17 protein-coding genes and 1 riboswitch are annotated in these 21,764 nt (G+C 74.0%); of the genes, 10 read left to right on the forward strand and 7 right to left on the reverse strand.

Annotated features, from left to right (window positions below):
- Nucleotides 1–12: 12 nt before the first annotated feature.
- Entirely contained in the window at nt 13–618 is a 606-nt protein-coding gene (locus ACZ7C5_RS03840; RefSeq protein WP_401087879.1) for a dihydrofolate reductase family protein, read from the forward strand.
- Here ACZ7C5_RS03840 and ACZ7C5_RS03845 read toward each other — a convergent pair.
- Complete coding sequence (locus tag ACZ7C5_RS03845) at nt 572–1,726, reverse strand: EamA family transporter (protein WP_470321896.1); 1,155 nt, start codon at nt 1,724–1,726, stop codon at nt 572–574. The genes ACZ7C5_RS03840 and ACZ7C5_RS03845 overlap by 47 nt on opposite strands.
- A 132-nt stretch (nt 1,727–1,858) precedes the next feature.
- On the opposite strand from ACZ7C5_RS03845, the gene ACZ7C5_RS03850 reads away from it, so the two are divergent.
- The 5 genes from ACZ7C5_RS03850 (at nt 1,859) to ACZ7C5_RS03870 (ending at nt 5,922) form a co-directional block, all read left to right on the forward strand.
- Nucleotides 1,859–2,284 (forward strand): gamma-glutamylcyclotransferase family protein, encoded by a 426-nt coding sequence (locus ACZ7C5_RS03850; RefSeq protein WP_470321897.1) that lies wholly within the window; start codon nt 1,859–1,861, stop codon nt 2,282–2,284.
- A gap of 276 nt (nt 2,285–2,560) precedes the next feature.
- Complete coding sequence (cbiE, locus tag ACZ7C5_RS03855) at nt 2,561–3,844, forward strand: precorrin-6y C5,15-methyltransferase (decarboxylating) subunit CbiE (RefSeq protein WP_470321898.1); 1,284 nt, start codon at nt 2,561–2,563, stop codon at nt 3,842–3,844.
- Nucleotides 3,841–4,602 (forward strand): precorrin-4 C(11)-methyltransferase, encoded by a 762-nt coding sequence (gene cobM, locus ACZ7C5_RS03860; protein WP_380692874.1) that lies wholly within the window; start codon nt 3,841–3,843, stop codon nt 4,600–4,602. The genes cbiE and cobM overlap by 4 nt, the downstream gene beginning before the upstream one ends.
- A complete protein-coding gene (locus ACZ7C5_RS03865) occupies nt 4,602–5,339 on the forward strand; it encodes a cobalt-precorrin-6A reductase (protein ID WP_401087888.1) in 738 nt (245 codons plus the stop codon). Before cobM ends, ACZ7C5_RS03865 begins: the two co-directional genes overlap by 1 nt.
- A 79-nt stretch (nt 5,340–5,418) precedes the next feature.
- Nucleotides 5,419–5,922, forward strand: a complete 504-nt coding sequence (locus tag ACZ7C5_RS03870) for a DinB family protein (RefSeq protein ID WP_401087890.1) — start codon at nt 5,419–5,421, stop codon at nt 5,920–5,922.
- Nucleotides 5,923–6,083: 161 nt separating this feature from the next.
- Here ACZ7C5_RS03870 and ACZ7C5_RS03875 read toward each other — a convergent pair whose 3' ends face one another.
- Both ACZ7C5_RS03875 and ACZ7C5_RS03880 read right to left on the reverse strand, forming a co-directional pair.
- Nucleotides 6,084–7,613, reverse strand: coding sequence for a UDP-N-acetylglucosamine 1-carboxyvinyltransferase (locus tag ACZ7C5_RS03875; protein ID WP_188297505.1), 1,530 nt, complete (start codon nt 7,611–7,613; stop codon nt 6,084–6,086).
- 146 nt (nt 7,614–7,759) lie between these two features.
- Nucleotides 7,760–9,019 carry a cobalt-precorrin-5B (C(1))-methyltransferase gene (locus ACZ7C5_RS03880; RefSeq protein ID WP_470321899.1) on the reverse strand — a complete coding sequence of 420 codons (1,260 nt, stop codon included), beginning with the start codon at nt 9,017–9,019 and terminating at the stop codon, nt 7,760–7,762.
- A gap of 386 nt (nt 9,020–9,405) precedes the next feature.
- Between ACZ7C5_RS03880 and ACZ7C5_RS03885 the strand changes: the two genes are divergently transcribed.
- A complete protein-coding gene (locus ACZ7C5_RS03885) occupies nt 9,406–11,145 on the forward strand; it encodes a TIGR03767 family metallophosphoesterase (RefSeq protein ID WP_470321900.1) in 1,740 nt (579 codons plus the stop codon).
- A gap of 135 nt (nt 11,146–11,280) precedes the next feature.
- On the opposite strand, the gene ACZ7C5_RS03890 is transcribed toward ACZ7C5_RS03885, so the two are convergent.
- Genes ACZ7C5_RS03890 through ACZ7C5_RS03900 form a run of 3 tightly spaced genes read right to left on the reverse strand, consistent with a single transcriptional unit; the run spans nt 11,281 to nt 14,872 of the window.
- Nucleotides 11,281–12,798 carry a precorrin-2 C(20)-methyltransferase gene (locus ACZ7C5_RS03890; RefSeq protein ID WP_470321901.1) on the reverse strand — a complete coding sequence of 506 codons (1,518 nt, stop codon included), beginning with the start codon at nt 12,796–12,798 and terminating at the stop codon, nt 11,281–11,283.
- The gene (locus ACZ7C5_RS03895) at nt 12,795–13,421 is read right to left on the reverse strand and encodes a precorrin-8X methylmutase (protein ID WP_470321902.1); all 627 of its coding nucleotides are present in this window, start codon (nt 13,419–13,421) and stop codon (nt 12,795–12,797) included. Before ACZ7C5_RS03895 ends, ACZ7C5_RS03890 begins: the two co-directional genes overlap by 4 nt.
- Nucleotides 13,418–14,872: a hypothetical protein gene (locus tag ACZ7C5_RS03900; protein ID WP_470321903.1), complete on the reverse strand. Its 1,455-nt coding sequence runs from the start codon at nt 14,870–14,872 to the stop codon at nt 13,418–13,420. Before ACZ7C5_RS03900 ends, ACZ7C5_RS03895 begins: the two co-directional genes overlap by 4 nt.
- Before the next feature lie 179 nt (nt 14,873–15,051).
- A riboswitch (cobalamin riboswitch) is annotated at nt 15,052–15,138 on the forward strand.
- Between the two features lie 48 nt (nt 15,139–15,186).
- Here ACZ7C5_RS03900 and ACZ7C5_RS03905 point away from each other — a divergent pair.
- From ACZ7C5_RS03905 to lnt, 3 genes are all read left to right on the forward strand, one after another.
- Nucleotides 15,187–15,363 carry a hypothetical protein gene (locus ACZ7C5_RS03905; RefSeq protein WP_401087902.1) on the forward strand — a complete coding sequence of 59 codons (177 nt, stop codon included), beginning with the start codon at nt 15,187–15,189 and terminating at the stop codon, nt 15,361–15,363.
- On the forward strand, nt 15,360–18,992 hold the full coding sequence (gene cobN, locus ACZ7C5_RS03910) for a cobaltochelatase subunit CobN (protein WP_470321904.1): 3,633 nt from the start codon (nt 15,360–15,362) through the stop codon (nt 18,990–18,992). The genes ACZ7C5_RS03905 and cobN overlap by 4 nt, the downstream gene beginning before the upstream one ends.
- 222 nt (nt 18,993–19,214) lie before the next feature.
- Nucleotides 19,215–20,831: an apolipoprotein N-acyltransferase gene (gene lnt, locus ACZ7C5_RS03915; RefSeq protein ID WP_470321905.1), complete on the forward strand. Its 1,617-nt coding sequence runs from the start codon at nt 19,215–19,217 to the stop codon at nt 20,829–20,831.
- A gap of 17 nt (nt 20,832–20,848) precedes the next feature.
- Here the strand turns inward: lnt and ACZ7C5_RS03920 are convergent, their stop codons facing one another.
- Nucleotides 20,849–21,613: a VOC family protein gene (locus ACZ7C5_RS03920; RefSeq protein ID WP_470321906.1), complete on the reverse strand. Its 765-nt coding sequence runs from the start codon at nt 21,611–21,613 to the stop codon at nt 20,849–20,851.
- Nucleotides 21,614–21,764 lie beyond the last annotated feature (151 nt).

Genomic DNA, 21,764 nt, shown 5'->3' on the forward strand with positions numbered 1-21,764 from the left:
CCGAGGACCTGCATGCGCAAGCTCAGCTACTTCGTCGGCGCCAGCATCGACGGCTTCATCGCGGCGCCGGACGGCGACCCCGACTTCCTGATGCCGTTCGTCACCGAGGACTACGCCCCGACGCTCTTCACCGAGTACCCCGAGACCATCCCCACCCCCGGCCGCGCGGCGGTCGGCATCGCGGAGGCCCCGAACAAGCGGTTCGACACCGCGCTGATGGGCCGCCGCACCTACGAACCGGGGCTGGCGATCGGTCTCACCAGCCCCTACGCTCACCTGCGGCAGATCGTCTTCTCCCGCACGCTCGGCACCAGCCCGGACCCGGCGGTCGAGGTCACCGCCGAGGACCCGCTGGGCGTCGTCCGGCGCCTGAAGCAGGAGGACGGGCTCGGCCTCTGGCTCTGCGGCGGCGCCGACCTGGCCGGCCGGCTGCTGCCCGAGATCGACGAGCTGATCGTCAAGCAGTACCCGGTGGTGGCCGGGTCGGGCGTTCCACTGTTCTCCGCGGACTTCGCGCCCCACTCCTTCACCCTCACCGACAGCCGGATCTTCGAGCGCGGGAACGTCGTGCTCACCTACGAGCGGACTGCCCCTTCGCCGGCCGGGTCGGCTTCGTAGTCCGGGGCGGCTTCGTGGTCCGAGTCGGCTTCGCAGTCCGGGACGGGCGGCTCCGGCTCCGGCTGCCGCTCACCACCAGGCAGACGCCCACCACCACGATCGCGCCGCCGGCGAGGGTCGGACCGGTCAGCGGCTCGGACAGGATCAGCCAGCCCAGCAGCACCGCCACCACCGGGTTCACGTACGCGTAGGTGCCCACCAGGGTCAGCGGGGCGTCGCGCAGCAGCCGGGAGTACGCGGTGAAGGCGAGCAGCGAGCCGAACAGCACCAGGTAGGCGAGGGCCAGCCAGGACCGGCCGGAGATCGCCCCGAGATCGAGCCCCCGCTGCTCGCCGCGGACCAGGCCGATCAGCAGGTCGCAGAAGCCGCCGGCCAGCATCTGGTAGACGCTCGCGGCGAGCACGTTGCCCGGCATCGGGATCTTCTTGCTCGCGAAGGAACCGGTCGCCCAGAGCATCGCGGCGCAGAGGATCAGGACCACGCCGACCGGCTTGACCGACCCACCGATCGCGGGGGCCGACAGGACGCCGAGGCCGACCAAGCCGAGCAGCACTCCGGCGAGTTCGGCGGGCCTCGGGCGGTCACCGCCGAGCGCCGTCAGCACGACCATCCAGAGCGGGACGGCGGCCACCAGCAGGGCGGCCAGGCCGGACGGGACGGAGGTCTCGCCGAGGACCACCAGCCCGTTGCCGCCGGTCAGCAGGAGCACGCCGACCAGCGCGGAGGAGGCGAGCTGACGCGGACCCACCTTCAGGCCCGCCGGGCCCTGCCGCACCAGGAGGTAGCCGGCCAGCAGCAGGCCGGCGGTGATGAACCGGGCGGCGGCGGAGAGGAAGGAGGGCATCGTCTCCACGGTGATCCGGATCGCCAGGTAGGTGGAGCCCCAGACGATGTAGACCACCAGGAGGGCCAGCCAGACCGCGCCGCCGAGCCGGGGGGTGGGGTGGGTGTCGGCGGGCGGGAGCGGGGCGGGGGCGCCGGGGGCGCCGGGGTCGGCCGGGTCGGCGGGGTCCGCCGAGGCCGGGCCGGGGTCGGCGGTGGCCGGGCCGGGGGTGGCCGAGGCGGGGCCGGGAGTCGCGGCCGGTTGGGAGGAAGCGGAGGGTGTCATGTGTGTCCCCCTTGGACGGTGCTGGCTGAACAGTCGCCATGACAGCGCATGGAGGGCCCGGAGCGCCAGCCGGTATCAGGAATCGGACCACAGGACGTACCGTGGGCGCTCCCCGGCGAGGAGGCCGAACCCGTGTCCGCATCCGAGGAGGCCCTGCCGTTCTTCGTGTACGGCACTCTGCGCAGCGACGGCCGCAACCACGCCGTCCATCTCGCCGGGCGCTGCGCCGACGTCCGGTCGGCGGTGCTGGAGGGCGCCGCGCTGCACGACGGCCCCGGCTTCCCGTACGCGGTGCCGGACCCGGCGCCCGGGCGCCGGATCACGGGCGAGCTGGTCACCGTGCGCCCGGGCGCGTACGCCGGGGCCCTGGAGAGCCTGGACCGGCTGGAGGAGTGCCGGGCGGACGGGACCGGGCTGTACGTGCGACGGCGGATGACGGTGCGGACGGCGGCAGGTGAGCTTCGGGAGGCCTGGGTCTACCTCGCCGGGCCGGCCGCGGCGGCTCGGCTGCGGGCACGTCCGGCGCTGATCGAGTCGGGGGACTGGGCGGAGCGGTGAGCGGGTGGCGGCGAACACGGAACAGAGTTTGAAATCTGTTATCTGTTATCTGTTATCTGAAATCTGTCGGCTGTCGGCTGTCGGCTGTCGGCTGTCGGCTGTCGGCTGTCGGCTGTCGGCTGTCGGCTGTCGGCTGTCGGCTGAAATCTGTCAGCCGTTTTCCATCGCCCGCGTGATCCCGGCACCGAAGCGCCCGCATACCGCCAGGTAGGCTGCCCCGGCCGGCAGGATCGCCGGCCCGCACCATCGCAGGACCGAACGACGAGGAGCCATCCGGTGCCCGAGCTGCCACCCCCGATCACCGTCGTCGGGATCGGGGCCGACGGCTGGCCCGGCCTCGCCGCCGGTTCCCGGGCCGCGCTGCGGGAGGCCGAAGCCGTCATCGGCGGCCCCCGCCAGCTGGACCTGCTCCCCCGCGACGAGGTCACCGCCGAGCGCGTCCCGTGGCCGTCCCCGCTGCGCCCGGCCGTCCCCGGGCTGCTCGCCGCCCACGCCGACCGCCGCGTCGCCGTCCTGGCCAGCGGCGATCCGATGTTCTACGGCATCGGCCGCACTCTCGCCGAGACCGTCGGCGCCGAGCGCCTGCGCGTCCTGCCGCACCCCTCCTCCGTCTCCTACGCCTGTTCCCGGCTCGGCTGGCCGCTGGAGGCCACCGAGGTGGTCAGCCTGGTCGGCCGCCCGCTGGACACCCTCTCGCTCGTCCTCCACCCCGGCCGCCGCCTGCTGGTGCTCAGCGCCGACGCCGCCACCCCGGCCGCCGTCGCCGAGCTGCTCACCGCCCGCGGCTACGGCACCGCCCGCCTGCGGGTGCTCGAACAGCTCGGCGCCCCCGCCGAACGCCACCTGGACGGTCCCGCCGACGGCTGGCCGCACCCGCCCGGCGACCCGCTGAACGTCATCGCCGTCGACCTCGGCGACGGCCCCCGCACCTCACTCGTCCCCGGCCTGCCCGACGCCGCGTACGAGAGCGACGGGCAGCTCACCAAGCGCCACGTCCGCGCCGCGACCCTCGCCACCCTGGCCCCCTCCCCCGGCGAACTGCTCTGGGACGTCGGCGGCGGCTCCGGCTCGATCGCCATCGAGTGGCTGCGCGCCCACCGCGACTGCCGTGCCGTCAGCATCGAGCGCGACCCGGCACGGGCCGAGCGGATCGCCCGCAACGCCGCCGCCCTCGGCGTGCCCCGGCTCCGGGTGGTGACCGGGCCTGCCCCCGCGGCGCTCGCCGAACTCCCCGCCCCGGACGCCGTGTTCATCGGCGGCGGCCTCACCGCGCCCGGCCTGCTGGACGGTTGCTGGGCCGCGCTGCGCCCGGGCGGCCGGATCGTCGCCAACACCGTGACGCTGGAGTCCGAGGCGCTGCTCACCGAGTGGTACCGGCGCCACGGCGGGGAGCTCGTCAAACTCTCCGTCGCCCACGCCGTCCCGGTGGGCGGCTTCACCGGGTGGCGCCAGGCCATGCCGGTGACCCAGTGGTCCGCCGTCAAGCCCGACGCCCGCGAGCCCGACGCCCACAAGCCCGACCCCGTCAGGCCCGACACCCCTCAGGAGAACGCCTCGTGACCGTCCACTTCATCGGAGCAGGCCCGGGCGCCGCCGACCTGATCACCCTGCGCGGCCAGCGCATCCTGGCCCGCGCCGAGGTCTGCCTGTACGCCGGCAGCCTCGTCCCGCGCGAGCTGCTGGACGAGTGCCCGCCCGGCGCCCGGCTGATCGACACCGCGCAGCTCAACCTGGACCAGATCACCGCCGAGCTGGTCGCCGCCCACGAGGCCGGCCAGGACGTGGCCCGGCTGCACTCCGGGGACCCGTCCGTCTTCTCCGCCGTCGCCGAGCAGATGCGCCGCCTGGACGCGGCCGGCGTGCCGTACGAGGTGGTCCCCGGCGTGCCCGCCTTCGCCGCCGCCGCGGCCGCGCTGAAGCGGGAGTTGACCGTCCCGACCGTCGGCCAGACCGTCATCCTCACCCGGATCGCCAAGCGCGCCACCCCGATGCCCGAGGGCGAGGACCTCGCCACCCTCGGCCGCAGCGGCGCCCTGCTGGTGCTGCACCTGGCCGCCGGCTACGTGGACGACGTGGTCGAGCAGTTGCTCCCGCACTACGGCGCCGACTGCCCGGCCGCCGTGGTCGCGATGGCCAGCCGCCCCGACGAACTGGTGCTGCGCGGCACCGTCGGCGACATCGCCGAGCAGGTCAAGGCGGCGGGCGTGGTCCGCACCGCCGTCATCATCGTCGGCCGCACCCTGGCCGCCGGGCAGTTCCGCGACAGCCACCTCTACTCGGCGGACCGCGAGCGCCCGCACGAGCCCTGCGGGGCGTGATGCGCCACCTGCTCATCCTCGGCGGGACCACCGAAGGGCGGACGCTGGCCGCCGAACTCGCCCCGATCGCACACCGGGTCACCAGCTCGCTGGCCGGCCGGGTCGCCCAACCCCGGCTGCCCGTCGGGGAGGTGCGGATCGGCGGCTTCGGCGGGCCCGAGGGCCTGGCCGACTGGCTGCGCGCGGAGCACGTGGACGCGGTGGTCGACGCCACCCACCCGTTCGCCGCCGGCATCTCGCGGAACGCCGCCCTCGCGGCCGCCGCCACCGGCGTCCCCCTGCTGGTGCTGCGCCGTCCCGGCTTCACCAGGGCGGACGGGGACCGCTGGCTCCCCGCCCCCTCGCTCGCCGCGGCGGCCGACCTGCTGCCCCGTCGCGGGGAGCGGGTCTTCCTGACCATCGGCCGGCAGGGCGTCGCCGCCTTCTCCCATCTCGACGGGCTCCACTTCCTCGCCCGCTCGGTGGACCCACCCGAGCCCCCGGTGCCGCCCTCGTTCGAAGTCCTGCTGGACCGCGGGCCGTTCACGCTGGAGGGCGAACTGTCGCTGCTGCGCGAACACCGGATCGACCTGCTGGTCACCAAGGACAGCGGCGGCGCCGCGACCGCCCCCAAGCTCACCGCCGCCCGCCGGCTCCGGCTGCCCGTCGTCATCGTGGAGCGCCCGCCGGTCCCCGCCGGCGTACCGGTCGTCCCGGACGTCCCGGGCGCGGTCCGCTGGCTGGAGCAACTGCGGTAGAACCAGCACGACCACGGCCCCCGCCGTGGTCGCCGTGAAATTCCGGGCGGGCTCGTCGCGCGCGGGGCAGGATGGCCCGATGACCGATGATCAGCGCACCCGGACTCCCCGCACCGCCGACGAACGCGCCACGCTGGCAGGCTTCCTGGACTACCAGCGCGACACCCTCGCGATGAAGTGCGCGGGCCTCACCACGGAACAGCTCCGCGCCCGCGCACTGGAACCCTCGGGGCTCTCCCTGCTCGGCCTGGTCCGCCACCTCGCCGAGGTGGAGCGCAGCTGGTTCCGCAACGTCCTCAACGACGAAGGCCAGCCCGGCTTCTGGAAGCATCCGGACGGGTCCTTCGCCGAGTTCGACACCGACACCGCCGACCCGGACGAGGCCTTCGCCGTCTGGCGCCGCGAGTGCGACCACGCCAGGGAACTCGTCGCCGCCGCGGAGTCGTTGGACGTCCTGGGCCACTACGGCGAGGAGGTCTTCTCGCTCCGCTGGATCCTCACCCACATGATCGAGGAGTACGCCCGCCACAACGGCCACGCCGACCTCCTCCGCGAACACCTCGACGGCACCACCGGCGAGTAGCGCCGGACGGCCGGCACCGGGAATTGGGCTGGTCCGGGAGCGGCGCTCGGTCCGGGCGTTGAACAACCCGGTGTTCGTGGAGTACCTGAACACCGGGCTGGAGGTTGCCTTGTTGCTGACCGGCCTCGAAGGGTGAGGCCGGTCAGCGACATGACGGACTGTCAGATGTCGCGGAAGGTCTCGATCTGGGCGCCGATGGAGTTGAGGCGCTCGGCGAGGTCCTCGTAGCCGCGGTTGATGACGTAGACGTTGCGCAGGACGGAGGTGCCCTGGGCGGCGAGCATCGCGAGCAGGATCACCACGGCGGGGCGCAGGGCCGGCGGGCACATCATCTCGGCGGCGCGCCAGCGGGTCGGGCCCTGGACCAGCACGCGGTGCGGGTCGAGGAGCTTGACATCCGCGCCCAGGCGGGTCAGCTCGGTCAGGTAGATCGCGCGGTTGTCGTACACCCAGTCGTGGATCATCGTGGTGCCGTGCGCGGCCGCGGCGATGGCGGCGAAGAACGGCACGTTGTCGATGTTGATGCCGGGGAACGGCATCGGGTGGATGGTGTCGATCGGCGCGGTCAGCTTGGAGGGGCGCACGGTGAGGTCGACCAGGCGGGTGTGGCCGTTGTGGGCCCGGTACTCGGGGGTGCGGTCGTAGTCGAGCCCCATGCCCTCCAGCACCGCGAGCTCGATCTCCAGGAACTCGATCGGCACCCGTCGGATGGTCAGCTCGGAGGAGGTGACGACGGCGGCGGCGAGCAGGCTCATCGCCTCCACCGGGTCCTCGGCCGGGGTGTAGTCGACGTCGCAGGTGATCTCGGGGACGCCGTGCACGGTGAGGGTGGTGGTGCCGATGCCCTCGATCTTCACGCCCAGCTTCTCCAGGAAGAAGCAGAGGTCCTGGACCATGTAGTTGGGCGAGGCGTTGCGGATGACGCTGACGCCGTCGTGCCGCGCGGCGGCCAGCAGGGCGTTCTCGGTGACGGTGTCCCCGCGCTCGGTCAGCACGATCGGGCGGTCCATCGGGGCACCCGGCTCGACCGAGGCGTGGTAGGCGCCGCCGGTGGTGGCGACCTCCAGGCCGAAGCGGCGCAGCGCCGTCAGGTGCGGCTGCACGGTGCGGGTGCCGAGGTCGCAGCCGCCCGCGTACGGGATGGCGAAGGACTGGGCGCGGTGCATCAGCGGGCCGAGGAACATCAGCACGCTGCGGGTGCGGCGGGCCGCCTCGACGTCCATCGCCGCGAGGTCCAGCTCGGCGGGCGGGGTGAGTTCGAGGTCGCGGCCGTCGTTGATCCAGCGGCTCCTGACGCCGATGCTGGTGAGCACCTCGAGGATGCGGTAGACCTCCTCGATCCTCGCGACGCTGCGGATCGTGGTGCGGCCGGTGGTCAGCAGCGAGGCGCAGAGGATCGCCACGCAGGCGTTCTTGCTGCTGCGGACGTCGATCGCGCCGGAGAGCCGGGTGCCGCCTGCGACGCGCAGGTGCATCGGGCCGGAGTAGCCGAGGGAGACGATCTCGCTGTCGAGGGCTTCGCCGATGCGGGCGATCATCTCAAGGCTGACGTTCTGCTTGCCCTGTTCGATGCGGTTGACCGCGCTCTGGCTGGTTCCGAGCGCCTCGCCGAGCTGCGCCTGAGACCAGCCACGGTGCTGGCGCGCGGTGCGGATGAGGGTGCCGATACGGGTGAGGTAGTCGCCTGTCACTCGCCAGACGATATCTCATGGTTGAGATGACGACAGAATCGGGGCTCGGCGCGCTGCTCCATTTGCCCGATTCTCGCCCCGTATGGACGTCAGTTCTTCACATCACCAGGTGATGTTGTCGCGCCATCGTGACACTCGTGACATTGTCACGCCCCGAGCGGCTCCGCCCGGCCGACGACGGTGCCCGCCCGGTCGATGCAGATGACGTCCACCGCGACCGGCGAGCCCAGCAGCACGCCGAGCGCCGTCGCCCGGGCCGCCTCGGCGACCAGATCCCCGAGCGGCACCCCCGCCGCACCGCACAACTGCACCGCCTCCAGTGCGGTGTTGGCGCCCGCGACCGCTGCGGCCAGCGCCTCGTCCGCCCCGCCCCGACGGGCCAGTTCGGCCAGGTACCCCTTGTCCACCTGGGAGCGCGCCGAGTGCAGGTCGAGGTGGCCGGCCGCGAGCTTGGACAGCTTGGCGAAGCCGCCCGCGATGGTCAGCCGGGGCACCGGGTGGCGCTTGAGGTACTTGAGCACGGCACCCGCGAAGTCGCCCATGTCCAGCAGCGCGTCCTCGGGCAGCCCGTGCTCCGCGACCGCGACCTTCTCCGAGGTCGAACCGGTGCAACCCGCCACGTGGGTGCGCCCGGCCGCCCGGGCCACGTCCACGCCGCGGCGGATGGAGTCGATCCAGGCCGAGCAGGAGTAGGGGACGACCACCCCGGTCGTCCCGAGGATGGACAGGCCGCCGAGGATGCCGAGCCGGGGGTTCCAGGTGGAGCGGGCGATCTCCGCACCGTGGTCGACGGAGATCTCGACCACCACGTCCCCGCTGCCGCCGTGCACGGCTGCCACCTGGGCGACGGCGTCCCGGATCATCTGCCGGGGCACCGGGTTGATCGCGGGCTCGCCGACGGGCAGCGGAAGACCGGCCTTGGTGACCGTCCCCACCCCTGGACCGGCCCGGAACACCACCCCGGTGCCGGGCTCGCCGGACCGTACGGTCGAACGGACCAGTGCGCCGTGGGTGACGTCGGGGTCGTCGCCCGCGTCCTTGACCACTCCGGCCATGGCGGCGGTCCGCTTCTCGACGCCCGGCTCTTCGGTTGCGGCCGGCTCCCCGGCGACGGTTCGCTCATTGTCGACGGGCCGCTCATCGTCGACGGCTGACGGCTTGCCGCCCGTCAACGGCTCGCGGACGGTCAGCTCCTCGGCGGCGAGGGCGAAGGCGGGCTGCTGTCCCTTGGGCAGGGTGATGACCACCGGGTCCGGGAACTCGCCGGTGAGCAGCGCGGTGTAGGCGGCCTTGGTGGCGGCGGTGGCGCAGGCGCCCGTCGTCCAGCCGGGCCGCAGGCCGCTGCTCTTCAGCTGGCCTGCCCGGCCGCCCGCTCCGGATTCCGCCCCGGCTCCCGCTGCGGCCACCTGCGCCCCGTTTCCGACGGCGCCCGCGCCGTCCTGCTCCGTCCCGGCGTCCGCACCGGCCGCCGTCGCCGATTTTCCCCCACCCGGCCGGGCCGGACCCGACCGGGGTGGCGGTCGCCGGGTCGGGCGCGAGCTGCGGGGATGCCGCTCCGCACCCCGGCGGGCGAGCCCCGAGCAGCCGGGCGAGCCGGGGCTGCACCCGTGCGCGAGACGCGGAGGAGGCGCCGCTCCGCGTTCCCCAAGAGTTCGCTGCACGACTCTCGCCGCCACGCCTACCAGTGAGTAATCTGGCGGTCCGCCAGAAGCGGGTTCATGACAGACGTGGGCCCGGACGAGGGCTCACCTCCTCGCCGGGCCATCAGCATGTGGGGGTTTTTGTGGCAGGGATGAGTCGGCGCACGTTCCTCACCGGTACGTCGGTGGCCGCCGCCTGGTCGGCCTTGTCGCTGGGCGGCGCGCAGTTCGCCTCGGCCGCGGCGCGCGACCGGGCGCTGGCGACGACCGCCGCACGGGCGGTCAAGGTCACCGGGACGACGCTGGAGCAGGTGGCCACGCCGGTCGGCACCGGCGGCTACAAGCGGCTGACGGCGGGACCGGGCTGGCCGCTGGTGGTGCGCGGAGACCTCGCGGCGGCGGCCACCGGACGGGACGACCGCAGAACCGGCCTGGCCAGCTTCGTCCAGTTCAGCGACCTGCACCTGGTGGACACCGAGTCCCCGGTGCGCTTCGAGTACCTGGCCAAGCTCAACGGCAGCGCGTACCGGCCGCAGGAGGCCCTGAACGCCCGCGGTGTCTCGGCGCTCGTCGAGCGCGTCAACTCGCTCGCCGGCGGCCCGTACACCGGGATGCCGTTCAGCATGGTGATGACCACCGGTGACAACACCGACAACCACGAGGTCGCCGAACTCGACTGGTACCTCAAGGTCATGGGCGGCGGCCGGCTGGCTCAGAGCACCGGCGACCCCGGCCGCTACGAGGGCGTCCAGAACTCCGGCAACGCCGCCTACTGGAACCCCGAACTCGCCTACAGCGACGGCTACAAGGCGAAGGGCTTCCCGCAGATACCCGACTTCCTGTCCGCCGCCGGCCGGCCCTTCGACGCGCCGGGACTGCGCACACCCTGGTACACCACGGTCGGCAACCACGACGACAGCATCGAGGGCTCGCTGCCCGACCTCGGGCTGCTGAACGACCTCTACACCGGCCAGTACAAGCTGGAGGGCTGCGACGACGCCACGGCCGCCCAGCTGATGGACTCGCTGCGCCGCGACCCGGCGGGCGCCGTGCTGCTGCTGGCGAAGCTGATCGCCAACGGCGAGGCGGTGCGCCGGATCACCCCGGACGAGCGCCGGAAGCCGTTCACGCTCAAGGAGTTCGCCAAGGCCCACCTGAACCCGGCGGTCACCGGCGCCGGTCCGTACGGGCACGGCTTCACCTCGGACATGGCGAACAGCGGCAAGCTCTACTACACCTTCCGCATCTCGGAGAAGGTGGTCGGCATCAGCCTGGACACCACCAACCAGGCCGGGTTCGCCGACGGTTCGCTGGGCACCGCGCAACTGCGCTGGCTGGAGCAGCAGTTGCAGGCGCACAGCGGGCACTGGTACGACGCCGACGGGCGCAAGGTGACCGGTGGGAGCACGGACGAGCTGGTCCTCGTCTTCAGCCACCACACCAGCGGCACGATGGGCAACCTGCTGCCGGACCCGCGCAACGTCTTCGAGAAGCGGCACGACGGCAACGAACTGGTGGCGCTGCTCCAGCGCTACCCGAACGTGGTCGCGTGGGTGAACGGGCACACCCACATGAACAAGATCACGCCGCACGGCCACGCGGTGCCGGAGCGGGCGTTCTGGGAGGTCAACACCGCCTCGCACATCGACTACCCGCAGCACGGACGGATCATCGAGATCGCGGACAACGGGGACGGCACGCTCTCGCTGTTCACCACGCTGATCGAGTCCTCCGCGCCGTACGGGACGGACTTCGGCGGCACCTCGGACGCCAACCTCGCCGCGCTCTACCGCGAGCTGTCGTACAACGACCCGAACGGCCGCCCGACGGCGCTGCTCGGCGCGGGCCAGGACCACAACACCGAGCTGCTGATCGCCAAGCCGACCCGATAGCGGTCGGGGGGCGGGGTTCGGGGCGCGGGACGTGGGCGGGGCCGACCGGCTGAGGACAGCTGACAGCTGACAGAAAACGGATGACAGATGACAGCGAACAGATTTCATCATCTGTTCGCTGTCATCTGTCGCCCGTCACTCCTCCGGGTAGCGCCGAGGGGTCCAGACGACCTCCACGCCGCCGCCCCGTTCGACCGCCCGGGTCTGCGAGGAGCCGATCAGCAGGATGGTCCGCATGTCGACCAGCGCCGGGTCCAGCTCGCCCAGCCGGACGATCCGCACCCGCTCGGTCGGGCCGCCGACGTCGCGGGCCATCACCACCGGCGTCTCCGGCGCCCGGTACTCCAGCAGGAGGTCCCTGGCGAGCCCGACCTGGGTGGTCCTGGACTTCGACCCCGGGTTGTACAGCGCGAGCACCAGGTCCGCCTCGGCGGCGGCGCGCAGCCGCTTCGCCACCACGTCCCACGGCTTGAGCCGGTCCGAGAGCGACACCGTCGCGTAGTCGTGCCCGAGCGGGGCGCCCGCCCGGGAGGCGGCCGCGTGGGCGGCGGTCATGCCGGGGAGCACCCGTACCGGGATGTCCCGGTACGCCTCCTCACAGGCGACCTCCAGTACCGCGGTGGCCATCGCGAACACCCCGGGGTCCCCCGAGGAGACCACCGCGACGCGGTGCCCGCGCCGGGCCAGGTCGAGGGCGAACTCGGCGCGCTCCGACTCCACCTTGTTGTCCGAGCCGTGCCGCTGCTGCCCCGGCCGCTCCGGCACCCGGTCCAGATAGGTGGTGTAGCCGACCAGGTCGGTCGCCTGGGCCAGCGCCCCGCGCGCCTCGGCGGTCAGCCAGAGCGGACCGGCCGGCCCGGTGCCGACCACGGTCACACTGCCGACGCCGTCCGACAGCCGGACCTCCGGCTCCAGCGGCGCGACCCTGCTCGGCAGCACCGCGACCGAGAAGTACGGCACCGTCTCGTCGTCGACCTCCGTGAGCGGCAGGACCCGCTCCCCCGCCATGAAGGCCCGTTCCACGTACTGCGCATCGGCCAGTCGCCCGGCCCGCTCCAGGGCCCGGCGGACGGTCGGGAAGGTGCGTCCCAGCTTCATGATCACGGCCGAGTCGGCGGCCGCGATCCGCGCCGTCAGCTCCTCCTCGGGCAGCGTGCCCGGGATGACGGTGAGCGTCTCCTCGGCCTCGGTCAGCGGCTGCCCGAGCCGGGCGGCTGCCGCGCTGAGCGAGGTCACGCCGGGCACCACCTCGGTCGGGTAGCGGTGCGCGAGCCGCTTGTGCATGTGCTGGTAGGAGCCGTAGAAGAGCGGATCGCCCTCGGCGAGGACCACCACGTCGCGCCCGGCGTCCAGGTGGGCGGCCAGCCGGGCGGCGGCCTCCTCGTAGAAGTCGTCCAGCGCGCCCCGGTAGCCGCCCGGGTGGTCGGTGCTCTCGACGGTGAGTGGGTAGACCAGCTTCTCCTCGATCTGGCCGCCCGCCAGGTACCGTTCGGCGATCGAGCGCGCGATGGACCGGCCGTGCCGGGCGCTGTGGTAGGCCACCACGTCGGCCTTGCCGATGAGTTCGGCGGCGCGGACGGTCACCAGCGACGGATCGCCCGGGCCGAGCCCGACGCCGTACAGCCGACCCGTGGGATTCTGACGCTCCGTCATTCTTCTTCGCTCGCAATCGCGTTGACGGCGGCGGCGGCCATCGCGCTGCCGCCGCGCCGACCGCGCACCACCAGGTGCTCCAGGCCGGAGGGGTGCTCGGCCAGGGCCTGCTTGGACTCGGCGGCACCGATGAAGCCGACCGGGACGCCGATCACCGCGGCCGGTCGCGGCGCGCCCGCCTCGATCATCTCCAGCAACCGGAACAGCGAGGTCGGCGCGTTGCCGACGGCCACCACCGCGCCCTCCAGCCGGGGCAGCCACAGCTCCATGGCCGCGGCGCTGCGGGTGTTGCCCATCGCCCGGGCGAGATCGGGCACCGACGGGTCGGCGAGGGTGCAGATCACCTCGTTGTCGGCGGGCAGCCGCTTGCGGGTGACACCGCTCGCGACCATGTTGACGTCGCAGAGGATCGGCGCACCGGCGCGCAGCGCGGCGCGCGCGGAGGCGACCACGCCGGGCGAGTACACCAGGTCCCCGACCAGGTCGACCATCCCGCAGGCGTGGATCATCCGCACCGCGACCTGGGAGACGTCCGCCGGGAGGGCGGCCAGATCGGCCTCCGCGCGGATGGTGGCAAAGGACTGGCGGTAGATGGACGCGCCGTCCTTCTCGTACTCGATCACTTCGTGGTCCTCCTGGCCCCGGCAACAGCCTCGGCCATCTCCTCGTTCGTCACATCGACGCCCGTCACGTGGACGTTCGTCGCATCGGTGCTCGTCACATCAATGCTCATCGGATCAGTGCTCGTCGGATCGGCGCTCACCGGATCAGCGCTCGTCGGATCGGCGCTCACCGGATCAGCGCTCGTCGGATCGGCGACGGTCGCGGTCGCCGTCGCGCCCACGCGCGCCCCGTTCACCGTCACCCGGTAGCCGCGCCCGGTCGCGAGCACGTCCACCCACCGCCCGGCCGGGTGGCCGCAGCGCCGTTCACAGCCCGACCAGTGGACGGGCAGCCCCGCACCGGCCCGCACGGCAGTACCGGCGTCCAGCGCCCGGGCCGCGTCCGTGCGGACGTCGGCCAGCGACTTGGCGCAGCCAGGCAGCCCGGTGCACGCGGTGGCCCGTTCCCAGGCCGAGCCCGGCTCGGTACGGAACCCGGCCGCGGCGAGCGCGGGCAGCCGGTCGGCCGTCGCGCCGGGCAGCACCGCCCCGCGCCAGGGCGTCAGCCGCAGTTCGCCCGCCGAGGCGGCGACCAGCGCCCGCCACTGCCCGGCGCTCGCCCGGCCGAAGCGCAGCCCCACCGAGAGCCCGCCGGGCAGCGCGCCGACGGCGGGCACCGAGCCGGCGAAGGCCGGCAGCGGCACCGAGCCGGCCGGCCGCAGTTCGGGCACCTCGCGCAGGTGCCAGGCCTTGCGTCCGTTCGTCCGCAGCGCCTCCAGGAAGGAGCGGGCCGCGTCCAGCACGGCCGTGACCTCCCGCCCGGCCTCGACCGGGTGCCCGTGACCGTCGCGTCCGAGGCGCAGCAGCCGGGCGCCGTCCGGGCCTGCGATCAATGTCACATCGGCGTCGAGCGCGGCGACGTCGCCCCGCCCGTCGTCCAGCGCGAACAGGAACTTGCCGGAGAGCCCGGCCGCCCAGCCGCTCGCGCACAGTCGCGCGTCCAGTTCCCGCACCCAGGCCTGCACATCGGCGCCTCCCGAGGCGCCTGCGGAAGCGGTGCCCGAGGCGGTTCCCGAGGCGATCCCGGCGGCGTCCTCGACCGCGCCCAGTCCGGCCAGCGGCGAGGCGACGATGTTGCGGACCCGCTCGTGGGTGTCCGAGGGCAGCAGGGCGACGGCGCGCAGCCGCTCGGCGAGTTCGGCCGCACAGTGCGAAGCCAGGCCGCGCAGCTGGACGTTGCCGCGCGAGGTGGTCTCCAGTTCGCCGTCGCCGAGGACCTCGGACGCCTCGGCCAGCGCGAGCGCCTGACGGTCCGTCAACAGGCCGCCGGGCAGGCGGATCCGGGCCAGGGCGCCGTCGTCGGCCGCATGCAGACGAAGCGCCCCGGGGCAGGCGTCCGCACGCCCCCGGTCGGGCACCTCCCGGTCGGGTCCTGCGGCGCCCGGCGCGGTGGCGTCGGGTGTCGGTGGCATGGCGGCGAGCATACAGATGATCCGATCGCTTGCCTCCGTCCGCTGCATCACACCCCGGCCTCGCGACCCGCCCCGCGCGTCGGCGTCCGAAAGCTCACCCTCCCCCAGGTCAGCCGCACCCCGTACGATGCTGGCGGGCGGCCCCCGCGGGCCGTCCGTACGCCAGCGACGGCGCAGGGGAGGAAACCGGTGCGAACCCGGTGCGGTCCCGCCACTGTGACCGCGGTTCACCGGTAGACCGGTCGGCCCGCGGAAGCCAGGAACTCCTGCCGTCCTCTCACCGGCCCGGGGCGCGGACCCCGAGGAAGGCAGAAATGTCCCAGCGCTGTCGCATGCCCGCGCTCGCGTCCCCGGCCGCCACCACGGCCGTTCCGGCCACCGTCACGACCGCTCCGGTCGACGCCCCGGCCGTCCAGGCCGCCACCGCGGCCGACCCGGCCCAGATCCCGGCCACCCTGGCCACCGAAGAGGCCGGGAGGGCCTTCGCATGATCCTGCTGCTGTCGACGTCCGACACCGACCTGCTCAGCGCCCGCGCGTCCGAGGGCCCGGTGCGCTACCGGCTCGGCAACCCGGCCCGGCTCACCCCGGACGACCTGCCCGCACTGCTGGAGGGCACCGAACTCGTCGTGGTCCGCCTGCTCGGCGGGCGCCGCGCCTGGCAGGAGGGCCTGGACGCGCTGCTGGCCGGCCCCCGCCCGGTGGTGGTGCTGACGGGTGAGCAGGCCCCCGACGCCCAGCTGATGGAGCTGTCCACCGTCCCGGCCGGCATCGCCGCCGAGGCGCACGCCTACCTCGCCCACGGCGGCGCGGCCAACCTGGCCGAGCTGGGCGCGTTCCTCTCCGACACCGTGCTGCTGACCGGCCACGGCTTCGCCCCGCCCGCCTCCGCCCCGGCCTGGGGCCCGCTGGAGCGCGAAACCCGTACGAGCGAGGGCCCGACCGTCGCGGTGCTCTACTACCGCGCCCACCACATGAGCGGCAACACCGCCTTCGTGGAGACCCTCTGCCGGGCCGTCGAGGACCGGGGTGCCCGGGCCAGGGCCTACTACTGCGCCTCGCTGCGCGGCGCCGAGCCCGAGCTGCTCGCCGCGCTCGGCGAGGCGGACGCGATCGTCACCACCGTGCTCGCGGCCGGCGGCACCCGCCCGGCCGACGCCCAGGCCGGCGGCGACGAGGAGGCCTGGGACGCGGGCGCGCTGGCCGCCCTCGACCGCCCGATCCTCCAGGCGCTCTGCCTCACCTGGTCGCGCGCCCAGTGGGAGGCCAGCGACGACGGCCTGTCCCCTTTGGACACCACCACCCAGATCGCGGTGCCGGAGTTCGACGGCCGGCTGATCACCGTCCCGTTCTCCTTCAAGGAGCTGGACGAGGACGGCCTCACCGTCTACGCCGCCGACCCGGAGCGCGCCGCCCGGGTGGCCGGCACCGCCGTCAAGCACGCCCGGCTGCGGTACGTCCCGGCCGCCGAGCGCCGGCTCGCCCTGGTGTTGTCCGCGTACCCGACCAAGCACTCCCGGGTCGGCAACGCCGTCGGCCTGGACACCCCGGCCAGCGCGGTGCGGCTGCTGGAGCGGCTGCGCGCGGAGGGCATGGACCTCGGCGACGACCTGCCCGGCTTCCACACCCGCGCCGACGACGAGGGGCACGAGGGCGACGCGCTGATCCACGCCCTGATCGCGGCCGGCGGCTACGACCAGGACTGGCTCACCGAGGACCAGCTGGCCCGCAACCCGGTGCGCATCCCGGCCGCCGACTACCGCCGCTGGTACGCCACCCTCCCGCAGGGCCTGCGCGAGCACGTCGAGGAGCACTGGGGCCCGGCCCCCGGCGAGCTGTACGTCGACCGTTCGCAGAACCCGGACGGCGACATCGTGCTGGCCGCGATCCGCTCCGGGAACCTGCTGGTGCTCATCCAGCCGCCGCGCGGCTTCGGTGAGAACCCGGTCGCCATCTACCACGACCCCGACCTGCCGCCCAGCCACCACTACCTGGCCGCCTACCGCTGGATCGAGGCGGCCCGGGAGGACGGCGGCTTCGGCGCCGACGCCGTGATCCACCTCGGCAAGCACGGCAACCTGGAGTGGCTGCCCGGCAAGACCGCCGCGCTGTCCGCCGAGTGCGGCCCCGACGCCGTCCTCGGCGACCTGCCGCTGGTCTACCCGTTCCTGGTCAACGACCCGGGCGAGGGCACCCAGGCCAAGCGCCGCGCCCACGCCACGCTCGTCGACCACCTCGTCCCGCCGATGGCCCGCGCCGACTCCTACGGCGACATCGCCCGCCTGGAGCAGCTGCTGGACGAGCACTCCAACATCGCCGCGATGGACCCGGCCAAGCTGCCCGCGATCCGCGCCCAGATCTGGACGCTGATCCAGGCCGCCAAGCTCGACCACGACCTCGGCCTGGCCGAGCGGCCCGAGGACGACGGCTTCGACGACTTCCTGCTGCACGTCGACGGCTGGCTCTGCGAGGTCAAGGACGCCCAGATCCGCGACGGCCTGCATGTCCTGGGCCAGGCCCCGGCCGGCACCGACCGGGTCAACATCGTGCTCGCCATCCTGCGCGCCCGGCAGATCTGGGGCGGCGTCAGCGCGCTGCCCGGCCTGCGCGAGGCGCTCGGCCTGGACGAGTCGGCCCCGACCCTGGGCGCCACCGACGCGGCCGAGGCCGAGGCCCGCGCCCTGGTCGAGGCGATGGAGGCGGAGGACTGGGCGCCCGAGGCGGTGGAGAAGGTCATCGTCGCACTGCCGGAGGCCGTCCGGGACGCCGTCCGCGAGGTGCTGGCCTTCGCCGCCACCCAGGTGGTGCCTCGACTGGCCGCCACCACCGACGAGCTGGACGCCGTGCTGCACGCGCTCCAGGGCGGCTTCGTCCCGGCCGGCCCGTCCGGCTCGCCGCTGCGCGGCCTGGTCAACGTGCTGCCGACCGGCCGCAACTTCTACTCGGTCGACCCGAAGGCCGTCCCCAGCAAGCTCGCCTGGGAGACCGGCCAGGCGCTCGCCGCCTCGCTGGTCGAGCGCTACCGCGCGGACAACGACGGCGCCTACCCGCCCTCGGTCGGGCTCTCGCTCTGGGGCACCAGCGCGATGCGCACCGCCGGCGACGACATCGCCGAGGCCTTCGCGCTGCTCGGCGTCCGCCCGGTCTGGGACGACGCCTCCCGCCGGGTCACCGGTCTGGAGCCGATCCCGCAGGCCGAGCTGGGGCGCCCGCGCATCGACGTCACGCTGCGCATCTCCGGCTTCTTCCGGGACGCCTTCCCGCACGTGGTCGCCCTGCTGGACGACGCGGTGCGCCTGGCCGCCGCCCAGGAGGAGGACGACGCGGACAACTTCGTCCGGGCCCACGTCCAGGCCGACCTCGCGGTCCACGGCGACGAGCGCAAGGCCACCGTCCGCGTGTTCGGCTCCCGCCCCGGCACGTACGGGGCCGGGCTGCTCCAGCTGATCGACAGCCGGGACTGGCGCACCGACGCCGACCTGGCCGAGGTGTACACGGTCTGGGGCGGCTACGCGTACGGCCGCGGGCTGGACGGGCGCCCGGCCCGCGAGGAGATGGAGACCGCGTACAAGCGGATCACCGTCGCCGCGAAGAACACCGACACCCGCGAGCACGACATCGCCGACTCGGACGACTACTTCCAGTACCACGGCGGCATGGTGGCCACCGTGCGCGCCCTCACCGGCAAGGCGCCGACCGCCTACATCGGCGACTCGACCCGCCCGGAGACCGTCCGCACCCGCACTCTGACCGAGGAGGCCGCCCGCGTCTTCCGAGCCCGGGTGGTCAACCCGCGCTGGATCGAGGCGATGCGGCGCCACGGGTACAAGGGCGCCTTCGAGATGGCCGCGACGGTGGACTACCTGTTCGGCTACGACGCCACCACGGGCGTGGTCGCGGACTGGATGTACGAGAAGCTGACCCAGGAGTACGTGCTCGACCCGGTCAACCGGGAGTTCCTCGCGGGCGCCAACCCGTGGGCGCTGCACGGGATCAGCGAGCGACTGCTGGAGGCGGCGAGCCGCGGGCTGTGGGAGCAGCCGGACCCGGAGCTGATCGCGCAGTTGCAGGCCGCGTTCCTGGAGACCGAGGGTGACCTGGAGGGCGGCAGCGAGGACTGAGGCCGGGTGAGGCGACCCGGGGCGTGCCCACGGCAGGCCGCCCCGGGTCGATCGCTGCACGACTCGTCGTTTCTGACAGACCGCTCGTTCGACCGGTGCCATGGGTGCCATCAGTTCCATCGGTGCCAGGGGTTCCATCAGTTCCGGAGATGGCGTTCTCTTCACCCGTTCGGCCGATCGGCGTACTGGTGGTACACGCCGTCCAAGCGGACAATACGGGTCATGTCGCGTCGCTCCGCTCCCACCAGCCCGGCCCTGAGCACGCCTGCCGCCGGGGAACGGGAGCCGCACCCGCCGCATCCGTACCGCGCGCGGATCGGCGCGCTGGCCGCCGGGGCGGTGCCGGTGCTCGCCTTCCCCGCCCCCGGGCAGGCCTGGCTGGCCTGGGTCGCGCTCGTCCCCGGACTGCTGCTGATGCAGCGGGCGCCCTCGGGGCGGGAGGCGGCGGTGCGCGGCTGGTGGTTCGGCGCGGGGTTCATCCTGACCGCGATGTACTGGCTGGTCCCGTCCATCGGGCCTGGGCTGCCAGTGCTCGCGGTGCTGTTCGGGGCGCTCCAGGGCGCCGTCGGGTACGCCGTGCACCGGCTGCTGCACCCGCGGCTGACCGCCCGTCGGGCGCTGCTCGCACTGGCGGTCGTGCCGGCGGTCTGGGTGACCACCGAGTACGCGCGTTCCTGGCCAGCGCTCGGCGGGCCGTGGGCGCTGCTCGGAGCGACCCAGTGGCAGCATCCGGCGGTCCTCGCGCTGGCCTCGGCCGGCGGGATCTGGCTGGTCAGCGCGGCGGTGGCGGCCGTGAACACCGGGGTGCTGATCGCGCTGACCGCGGTGCACTGGCGGCCGCGGGCCGTCGCCGCCGGGGCGGCCGTGCTGGTGCTCGCTTCCGGCCCGCTGCTGTTCGCGCTGCGCGAGGCGCCCGCCGGGGACGGGGCGGTGAGCGTGGCGCTGGTCCAGCCCGGCATCGTCGAGGACCCCCGGGCCAGGTTCGAGGCGAGCGCGCGGATCACGGCCGGGCTGGTCGGACAGCCGGTGGACCTGGTCGTGTGGGGCGAGAGCAGCAGCGCCGCCGACCTGGACCGCGACCCGGCCGCGCTGGACGCGCTGCGCGGGCTCGCCGCGACCACCGGCGCCCAGGTGATCGCCGGGGAGGACGCGCGCAAGGCGGACGGACGGATCTCCAAGGACGCGGTGCTGGTCTCCCCCGGCGGTGTGGTGGACCGCTACCGCAAGATCCGGCTGGTGCCGTTCGGCGAGTACATCCCGCTGCGGCCGGTGCTCGGCTGGATCGCCGGGGTCAGCCGGGCGGCGGGCGAGAACCGGGCGCCGGGCACCGCGTTCCACGTGCTGCCGGCCACCGACCGGACGGGCGCGCCGCTGCCGGTCGGGGCGCTGATCTGCTTCGAGTCGGCCTTCCCCGACATGGCCCGCACCGCGGCCCGGGACGGCGCCAGGGTGCTGGTCTACCAGTCGTCGACCTCGACCTTCCAGCGCACCTGGGCACCCGAGCAGCACGTCTCGCTGGCGGCGATCCGGGCCGCCGAGACCGGCCGGCCGGCCGTGCAGGCCTCGCTGACCGGCGTCTCGGCCGCCTTCGACGCCCAGGGCAGGGAACTCGCCCGGCTCGGTACGGACGGCACCGGCGTGCTGACCGTCCGGCTGCCGCTCACCGCACCCGGCACGGTGACCTGGTACGACCGGATCGGCGACGTGGTGCCGCTGGGGGCGCTGCTGGTCACGGCGGCGGTGGCGGCGCGGGCGGGGTGGGCGGGGCGCCGGCCGGGCGGGTCGGTGGGGTCGAACCCGCCAGTAGGGCCGGCCCCGCCAGTCCAGCACCGCCGGTAGGGTCGGCCCGGTTCCGGTCAGCCCTCGGTGCCTGCGGTGTAGACGCCGAACGCGGCGCCCTGGGGATCGCGCAGCACCGCGATCCGCCGGCCTCCGGGCACACCGGTGGCGGGCATCAGCACGTCCCCGCCGAGCACCAGGGCCCGGCTGACGGTGTTGTCGACGTCGGCGACCGCGAAGTACGGCAGCCAGTGCGGCGGCACCTGGGGCGGGAAGCGGTCGTCCATCGTCAGCATGCCGCCGAAGTCCCGGCCGTCCAGGCCCCACTGGGGGTAGTGCTCGGACGGGGCGACGGACCAGCCGAAGACCGCCGGGTAGAAGGCGAGGGCGCCGGCCGGGTCGCGGGTGAGCAGTTCCACCCAGCCGAGCGAGACCGGCTCGTTGAACACCCCGGCGCCGCCGAAGGTGCGGGCCTGCCAGAGGATGAGCACCGCGCCGGACCGGTCGGCGGCCACCGAGAAGCGGCCGAAGTCGGACGCGTCGGTGGGGTCCTTCAGGATCCGGCCGCCGGCCTCCACGACCCTCGCCGCGGTGGCGTCGGTGTCGGCCACCGCGATGCAGACCGTCCAGGCGATCGGCTGCTGCGGCGCGTAGCGCGGGGTGATGGCGGCGGCCGGGGCGTCCCCGACCAGCATCTGGGTGTAGTCGCCGTCCCCGGGGCGTGCCGTGTCGTCCACCCGCCAGCCGAACAGCTCGGTGTAGAAGGCCCGGGCGGCGGCCGGATCGGAGGTGCCCAGCTCGGTCCAGCAGGGGGCGTTGGTGGTCACGGAGGTCTGCTTCATGACGTCTGTCCTCGCAGCTTGCTCGGGAACTCCCGGGTTTTCCCCGCGGTTCTCCCCGCCCCGGCCCCCGCACCGCTGGCCCCAGCATGCGGGGCGGAGACGGAGGGTGGCGGGCGGTGGTGGGCCGAACGGGGGCGGGTGGGGACGGACG

The sequence above is a fragment of the Kitasatospora sp. NPDC036993 genome, assembly GCF_055607525.1.